General features: G+C 69.6%; 7 protein-coding genes and 1 other RNA gene. 2 read left to right on the top strand and 6 right to left on the bottom strand.

The genetic code is table 11. The features are described from left to right. The 3 genes from jaqu_RS18085 to jaqu_RS18075 form a co-directional block, all read right to left on the bottom strand. Positions 1-1210, bottom strand: a 1210-nt coding sequence (locus jaqu_RS18085) for a DNA polymerase III subunit gamma/tau (protein ID WP_043920421.1), incomplete at its 3' end; no start/stop codon positions are given. Positions 1211-1245: 35 nt separating this feature from the next. Further along, a complete protein-coding gene (locus jaqu_RS18080; protein ID WP_043920420.1) occupies positions 1246-1629 on the bottom strand; it encodes a YidH family protein in 384 nt (127 codons plus the stop codon). A 6-nt stretch (positions 1630-1635) separates the two neighbouring features. Then, positions 1636-2331: a hypothetical protein gene (locus jaqu_RS18075; RefSeq protein ID WP_043920419.1), complete on the bottom strand. Its 696-nt coding sequence runs from the start codon at positions 2329-2331 to the stop codon at positions 1636-1638. A 78-nt stretch (positions 2332-2409) separates the two neighbouring features. Here jaqu_RS18075 and jaqu_RS18070 point away from each other — a divergent pair, with 78 nt between their 5' ends. Together jaqu_RS18070 and jaqu_RS21760 are read left to right on the top strand one after the other, a co-directional pair. After that, positions 2410-3141 (top strand): DUF6502 family protein, encoded by a 732-nt coding sequence (locus jaqu_RS18070; protein ID WP_052501066.1) that lies wholly within the window; start codon positions 2410-2412, stop codon positions 3139-3141. Then, complete coding sequence (locus tag jaqu_RS21760) at positions 3138-3281, top strand: hypothetical protein (RefSeq protein WP_161793901.1); 144 nt, start codon at positions 3138-3140, stop codon at positions 3279-3281. The genes jaqu_RS18070 and jaqu_RS21760 overlap by 4 nt, the downstream gene beginning before the upstream one ends. A 37-nt stretch (positions 3282-3318) precedes the next feature. Here the strand turns inward: jaqu_RS21760 and jaqu_RS18065 are convergent, their stop codons facing one another. The 3 genes from jaqu_RS18065 to serS all read right to left on the bottom strand — a co-directional run bounded on the left by jaqu_RS18065 (position 3319) and on the right by serS (position 6340). Next, on the bottom strand, positions 3319-4662 hold the full coding sequence (locus jaqu_RS18065) for an alpha/beta hydrolase (RefSeq protein WP_043920418.1): 1344 nt from the start codon (positions 4660-4662) through the stop codon (positions 3319-3321). An 87-nt stretch (positions 4663-4749) separates the two neighbouring features. Further along, positions 4750-4846, bottom strand: an RNA gene (ffs, locus tag jaqu_RS21225) — signal recognition particle sRNA small type. A 198-nt stretch (positions 4847-5044) separates the two neighbouring features. Continuing rightward, positions 5045-6340, bottom strand: coding sequence for a serine--tRNA ligase (serS, locus tag jaqu_RS18060; RefSeq protein WP_043920417.1), 1296 nt, complete (start codon positions 6338-6340; stop codon positions 5045-5047). Between the last annotated feature and the right edge of the window lie 41 nt (positions 6341-6381).

The following is a 6381-nucleotide window of genomic DNA, read 5'->3' as shown; positions in this document are numbered from 1 at the left end:
GGCCACCACCGGCGGGCCGGGGCGCGGGCGGGTTGGCTTGCGGCGCAGGCGTGTCGCGCAACTTGCGGATCAATTCGTCGGGCGAGGGCAGGTCGGCCACATGCGTCAGCCGGATCACCGCCATCTCGGCCGCCATCATCGGTGAGGGCGCAGTCGCCACCTCTTCCAGCGCTTTCAGCATCATCTGCCATGCCCGCGTCAGCGCGCGCATCGGCAGGGCATCGGCCAGCGCGCGGCCGCGCGTCTGTTCCTCGGGCGGGACGGTCGGGTCGTCGCCTGCATCCGGTGTGATCTGCACGACGCTGATCCAATGCGTGATCTCTGCCAGATCGCGCAGGATCGCCAACGGGTCGGCGCCGTCGGAATACTGGGCCGACAATTCCTCCAGCGCGGCGGCGGCCTCGCCGCGCATGATCGCCTCGAAGAGATCCAGCACGCGGCCCCGGTCGGCGAGGCCCAGCATCGCGCGCACCTGCGACGCCTCGACCAGAGCGCCGCCGGCCCCCATCGCAATCGCCTGATCGAGCAGGCTCATGGCGTCCCGGGCAGAGCCTTCGGCGGCCCGTGCGATCAGGGCCAGCGCGTCGGGCGCAACCTCGGCGCCCTCCTTGGCCGCGATTCCGGCGAGATGGTCGATCATCACCTCGGGTTCGATGCGCCGCAGGTCGAACCGTTGACAGCGCGACAGGACCGTCACCGGCACCTTGCGGATCTCGGTGGTGGCGAAGATGAATTTCACATGGGCCGGCGGCTCTTCCAGCGTCTTGAGCAGCGCGTTGAACGCGCTGGTCGAGAGCATGTGAACCTCGTCGATGATATAGATCTTGTACCGCGCGCTGGCGGCCCGATAGGCGACCGAGTCGATGATCTCGCGCACGTCGTTGACCGAGGTGTTCGAGGCCGCATCCATTTCCAGCACGTCGACATGCCGCCCCTCGGCAATCGCCACACAGGGCTCGCAGACGCCGCAGGGCTCGGTCGTGGGGCCGCCCGTGCCGTCCGGGCCGACGCAGTTCAGGCCCTTGGCCACGATCCGCGCCGTCGTCGTCTTTCCCGTCCCCCGTATGCCGGTCAGGATAAAGGCCTGCGCGATCCGGTCCGCCTCGAAGGCGTTGCGCAGGGTGCGGACCATCGCATCCTGGCCCTTGAGGTCGGCGAAGGTCTGCGGGCGGTACTTGCGCGCCAGGACTTGGTATTCGGTGCTGCTCATGGGGACCCCTTCGCCCTTAGATAGGCGCAGCGCCCTCACAGCGTCCAGAGCACGTAGCCCACCGCGACCGCCGCGAACGAGAAGACGATCGAGAGGACGGTGAAGATCTTCGGCGGCTGGGCATTGGCGTCGTGCGTGTCGAGGCGCCGCTGCGCCTTGCAGGCCTGGCTGCGGGCGGCCCAGAAGATGCCGATGGCGATTGCGATGAAGACCAGTGCGACGGCACGCGGCAGCCAATCCGGCTCGGCCTGCCTGAACACGGCGCGCAGGCCCAGTGCCAGTGCGACCGCCGCCATCCCCGTCCGCATCCATCCCGCGAAGGTCCGCTCGTTGGCGAGGACGGTGCGGTCCTCGGCCCAATCCGTGCGGTCCTCGGCCCAGTCGGTCTTCTTGTCCTGATCTTCGGTGCCGTTTTCCATCGCTCCCTAACGCCGGGCGGCGCCGCGCAGTTGCACCAACATCTCTTCGACCTGCGGCAGCAGCTGCGAGGCCACCCGCGCCGTGGCCCGTTCCCGCAGGCGGGCATTCGCGCGGTCCGCTCCGAAGGTCCGGGCGAGGCCCGACAGATCCTCTGTCGCGGTCACGGTGCCGTAGGGATAGCCGTTACGGACGTCCAGAAAGGCCGCCGTCCCGATCCCGGTCGCGCGCGTGGTCCGCGTGGGCAGGAGCATGCCTCCGAGCAGCGTCACGTCGGCCAAGGCAAAGGTCGTGTCCCCGGTGCGGCCCGACCGTGCGCCGAGTTCGTAGATCAGCAGGTAGTCGAGATGCTGGCGCGCCGCGACGACCCGCAGGTGCTGCGCGATCGAGCCCTCCTGCCGCCCGCCGGTCATCATCTCCTCGACCAGCAACGACAGCGGCACCCATTCGCCCAGATCTGCATGGGCTTCCGACAGGGCGGCGAGTTGGGCGGCCTCGCCTTCGGGTATCGCGGAGAGCCGGCCGTTCACGACGCGCGCGATGCCGATGCGGGCCGGAAACCGCAGGTCGGGTTCGATGTCAGCCGCCGCGCGGATGGCGGGATCGGTCACGGCGGCGCGGGCGAAGTAGTCGGCGCCGGATGTGGTCTGGATCGACGGGCTGCAAGCGGCCAGCGCAAGCAGGAGGGCGAGGGGACGGATCATAGGAGACTCCAAAAATGTGCAAAAAACACATTTCACGTCCCGGCTGGACCGGTCAAGAGATATGTGCAAATTGCACATGTGGCCGAGTTCGATGATCTCCTGACCCGTCTCTTCGTCCCTCTCGCGCGTCTCGCGATGGGGCGGGGCTTCGGGTTCCGGGACGTCGTGGATCCGCTGAAGCGCGCTTTCCTCATCGTTGCCCAGGAGAGGGAGGGGAAGCAGACGGACAGTCGACTCTCGCTCGCGACGGGCCTCCAGCGCCGCGACGTGGTCCGTCTTCGGGCAGACGGCCTCGCCCCGCGAGAGCCGTCCTCGCCGGCCCGGATCGTGTCCGATTGGCTGCGCCAACACAGCGTGGACGGAAGACCGACGCCGCTCCCCCGCCTTGGGCCGGCGCCCAGCTTCGAGGCCTTGGCTCGTGCCGTGCGTCAGGACGTCCATCCGCGCACCTTGCTGGACCTGCTGGTCGAGGCAGGAACCGTCCGCGTCGCCGATGACACGGTCGAATTGCTGTCACGCGCCTACGCGCCCGGCCGGGGCAGCTCCGAGCAATTGGCCTACCTGGCCGACAACCTGCACGATCACGGCGCGGCTGCCGTCGCCAACGTGCTGGACGGTCCCCGGTTCTTCGACCGCGCGGCCCACTATTCCGGTCTCACGTTCGCCCAGGCGGAAGCCCTTGGGCGCATCTACGAGGCCAAGCAGATGAACGTCCTGCAGGTCGTCGGCGAGCGGGCGGCCGGCATGCAGGGCGACGGTCCGGTCCGCGTGCGGTTCGGCGGGTACGGATATTGGGAGGAAGGGGAATGAAACGGATCGCTCTTGTCGCGGCCCTGCTGGTTGCGGCTTGCGCGCCGACCTCCGGTCAGCGCGTGCCCGATGGCGGCATCGGCGGCACAGGCGCTTCGCCTCCGCTCGTCTGTCCGGACGACGGGTCCTGCGAGGAATGAGGCCGGACCCGCCTGCGCGGGCCCGGCCGTTGCGGCCTCAATTCTCGGCGGACCCTGCTTCTGCGCCAGCCTGCGCAGCCACGCCCTCGGCGATGGTCACCACCTCGTCCGGGGACGGAATGGAGGCCGCGAGGCTCCGGATCTGCCCCGCAAGCTCCGGGTTGGCCTCGTCGAGCATGGCCATGCCCTCGGCGATCTTGTCGGTGTAGGCGACGGCGATCCCGTGTTCCTGCCCCATGGGGGAATAGGCGAAATACGTGCCCCCTCCGACGACGAGGAGGAGAAGGATGAGGTTGCGGATCATGCGCATCGCGATCGGTCCCGTTCTGTGGTCGGCAACCGGGCTATGATCGAAATCCGCCGGAAATTGGGCGGTTCGCCAAGATCTGTCGTCGCCTGTGTTCCCGAGACCGATCGGGAGGCGGGATCCGGCCACCTCGTCAGAGCATCTGGCCTCGCAGCCAGCGCCACGCCGCCTCTGCGATCGCCTCGCCGTTGGCGTAGAACCAATGGTTGTGCCCTTCCAGAAGGACGAGTTCGAACCGATGGCCCCGCGAAGCGATCTCTCGTCCAGCGCGGCGCGCATCGCCGAAAGGAAAGGTCCGATCCTGAGTGCCGAGAGGTCGTGTCGGATCGGAAGGTCGTTCCGCACCTGTTGCATCAATCTGCCGGGCGCCGTGCCGGCGTGAACGGCCACCGCTTTCCACGGGCCCGCGACCCGGTTCGCGATAAGCTGGGCCGCGATCCCGCCGCGTGAATGGTCGAAGAGCGCGATCCGTTCCGGATCGACGGACCAGAGAATCTTTGCGGCTTCCAGCGCATCCAGCAGGCGCGCCGGATCCGGCAGGCCACGGGACCAGCCCTCGACGCCGCCCAGATCGGGGGCGATCAGGATCAGCCCGTGGCGCTCTGCGGTCTTCCGCCACATGTCGACCATGCTCTCGCCGGGGCGGTTCGCGCCATGGAGAAGGATGATCGCCGCCCGGGGTGCCGCCTCGCCCGGCGGCGCCCAATCCCACCAGACCGTGCCCGCAGATGTTCGGTAACGGATGCCCTGATCGGGTCTGGGCGTGCAGTCATACGCGATCGGGTGAACGGTCAGGTCGCTGCGGCTCGATTCGACATAGCGCGCCGGAAGCGCGGTCTGGGCCAGCGCAACCACGGCCGGCAAATCGGCCGGGCCGGCGACGGCGATTGCGGACGAGCCGCCGAGCCCGGCCAGTGCCGGAGCCTCTGCCTTGACGACAGCGCGGGCCTCGGCGACCAGCGGGCGAACGGCGCGTCCGAAGGCGGTATCGCGGAACCGGGGGCTTTCGGCCAGGGCCACGACCATCACCGGAAGGCAAACGATGGCGGGGACCAAACGCAGGAATGACGGCATCTGAGGCGGCCCCCGATCTGTTCGGAAGCCGGATGCCGTTCAATTGCGACGTCAACGCGGCGGGTCGATCCGATCTCTGTCGGGAGGGGTGAGAGGCTGGACAACGACCCGAGCGGGACCCGTTGTGGCTGCTTCCTTCCGGACCTGACCAGGTTGGCGGGGCGCTCGCCCGTGCCAACCTCTCGATCTGGCAGATAGCGACCGGTCGGATGCGGTGCAAGGGGAGCCCGCCCTCCGGCGGGGCCGGTCGGGCGGTAGCGCCGGGGCGGTGCCCCGGCGCGGTCGAGCGCGGCGGATGGTACGGTACGGGGCAGCGGGGTCGGAGGGGGCTCTGCCCCCGCGCGTTCCGCGCCCCCCGGGATATTTCGGGCAGGATGAGGGCCTATCCCGCCAGAGCTCCGTCCGCCGCGATGCGCGTGGCGCCGCCGAGATAGGGGTGCAGCACCGAAGGCAGGTCCACCGACCCGTCCGCCTGCTGGCCGTTCTCGAGCACCGCGATCAGGCAGCGCCCGACCGCGAGGCCGGATCCGTTCAGCGTGTGGACGAATTGCGGCTTGCCGCCCTCGGCCGGCTTGAACCGCGCATTCATGCGCCGCGCCTGGAAATCGCCCGTCGTCGAGCAGGAGCTGATCTCGCGGTACTTGCCTTGACCCGGCAGCCAGACCTCGATGTCGTGGGTCCGCCGCGCGCCGAAGCCCATGTCGCCGGTGCACAGCACCACGGTCCGGTAGGGCAGGCTCAGACGTTCCAGAAGATCCTGGGCGAGGCCCGTCATCCGGTCCAGCTCGGCGCGGGACCGGTCGGGATGGGTGATCGAGACCATTTCGACCTTCTCGAACTGGTGCTGGCGCAGCATCCCCGCCGTGTCGCGCCCCGCGCTGCCCGCCTCGGAGCGGAAGCACAGCGTGTGCGCCGTCATCCGGCGGGGCAGGGCGTCCTCGGGCAGCACGTCGCCCGCGACGGAATAGGTCAGCGTCACCTCGCTGGTGGGGATCAGCCAGTAGCCCTCGCGGGTCAGGAAGCTGTCGTCGCCGAACTTGGGCAGCTTGTCGGTGCCGGTCATCGCGTCGTCGCGCACGAGGACGGGGGTGGTGTGTTCGATCAGGCCGTTCTCGCCGGTGTGGACGTCCAGCATCCATTGCGCCAGTGCGCGGTGCACGCGGGCGACGGCGCCGCGCAGGACGACGAAGCGGCTGCCGGACATCTTGGCGGCGGTCTCGAAATCCATGCCGGGGACGACGGCGGGGATCTCAAAATGCTCCCGCGCCTCGAAATCCAGCGCGGGGGGCTCGCCCCAGCGGTGGATCTCGACGTTGTCCGCCTCGTCCGCGCCGTCGGGGACGTCGGCGTCAGGCAGGTTGGGCAGTTCCATCAGCGCGGCGTCGAGGGCGGCCTGCGCCTCGCGGGCCTCGTCCTCCAGGCGGGCGACCTCGTCCTTCTTGGCGGCGACGAGGGCGCGCAGGCGCTCGAACTCGGCGTCGTCGCCGGCCGCCTTGGCGGCGCCGACCTGCTTGGAGGCGGCGTTGCGGTCGGCGAGCGCGGCTTCGGCGCCCTGGATCGCGGCCCGGCGCGCCTCGTCGAGGGCGAGCAGCCCGGACGACACCGAGTCCATCCCCCGGCGCGCCAGAGCGGCGTCGAACGCCGCAGGGTCGTCGCGGATGGTGCGGATGTCGTGCATGGTCCCGTCTCCTCTGGGTTCGGTGGGGGCGGGATAGCGGC

Source organism: Jannaschia aquimarina (assembly GCF_000877395.1).
GTDB lineage: Bacteria > Pseudomonadota > Alphaproteobacteria > Rhodobacterales > Rhodobacteraceae > Jannaschia > Jannaschia aquimarina.
Note: the sequence above shows the minus strand (reverse complement) of the source record. Positions and strands in the feature narration are given on the sequence as shown.